Below are 1,113 nucleotides of genomic sequence, written 5' to 3' on the forward strand. Positions count from 1 at the left end.
GCAGCCGGCCGGCGACCTCGGTGTCGGCGAGGCGCCGGGTCAGCTCGGTGACCAGCCGGTCCGGGGAGATGGGACGGATCCGCATCCGACCATCGTGCCCCGCCGGCCGGGTCAGCCGCTGCGGTCGATGGTGACCCGGGCGTCGTCGGCGAGCCGGTAGCCGACGCCGTAGACGGTGGTGACCAGCGGGACGTCGACGCCCACCTTGCCGCGCAGCCGGCGCACGTGCACGTCGACGGTGCGCACCCCGGCGTGCTCGTAGCCCCAGACCGCGTTGAGCAGTTGCAAGCGGGTGAACACCCGGCGGGGGTGGGCGACCAGGTGCAGCAGCAGGTCGAACTCCAGCCGGGTCAGCGGCAACGGCTCGCCGTCGCGCAGCACCGAGCGGGACGAGGCGAGGATGTGCAGGGCGGGGATGGTGGGGGCGGCGACCGGGCGGGCCGGCGACCGGCCGGCCGGGACCGGGTCGGGGCGGCGCTCGACGGTGGCGGCGGTGATCGTGCCCTCGCCGCGTTCGAGCAGCTCGCGGGCGGCCTCCAGCAGCCGACGGGCGGGTGCGGTCAGCGACTCCTCGCAGGCCAGGGGGATGTTCAGGGTCACCGTGAGCATCGGCGCGGCGGTGTTGGCGGGGCGGCGCTGGCCGCCGGGGGGCCGACCGGGGACAGCGGGCTGGGAAGGATGCCATCCGGCGCGCGACGAGGCGGGGCTGACCGACATGGTCCTCCTTGGCTTGTCCGGGTATCTCCCCACGGCCCGGGACGCCGCTTCATCGATGCTTCCCGGCGCCGGTGCGAGGGTCAAGGGGCGGCTGCGTTGCATGAATGTGACAATTGACGAACGCACAGGAGCCGAACGCTCGCTCTGCGTACGAAGCCTGATGATTACAGCAGAGGCGCCGGGTTGCCCCGATACGGGGGGTCCCCGTCCGGTTCACGTTCGTCGAGGGCGGCGCGGCGCAGCTCAGGTGGACCCGGCCCGCGCCCCCGTACGCGGCCGGCGACGGGCCGCTCCCCCGCCACGGCCCGGCTGGGCACCCCTGGTGAGCTGCGTGATCTACAGCCTGACGGTGTGCGGGCTCTTCGGCACCAGCGCCCTCTACCACCGCCGGGTGTG

General features: G+C 74.3%; 1 protein-coding gene and 1 pseudogene. One reads left to right on the forward strand and one right to left on the reverse strand.

The window, feature by feature from the left end; translation table 11 throughout:
- Positions 1 to 111: 111 nt before the first annotated feature.
- Positions 112 to 717, reverse strand: coding sequence for a winged helix-turn-helix domain-containing protein (locus ACWENR_RS30855; protein WP_452280451.1), 606 nt, complete (start codon positions 715 to 717; stop codon positions 112 to 114).
- 301 nt (positions 718 to 1,018) lie between these two features.
- Between ACWENR_RS30855 and ACWENR_RS30860 the strand changes: the two are divergent.
- Positions 1,019 to 1,113, forward strand: a pseudogene (locus ACWENR_RS30860) (PAQR family membrane homeostasis protein TrhA); the annotation flags it as partial.

The organism is Micromonospora sp. NPDC004336 (genome assembly GCF_053602615.1).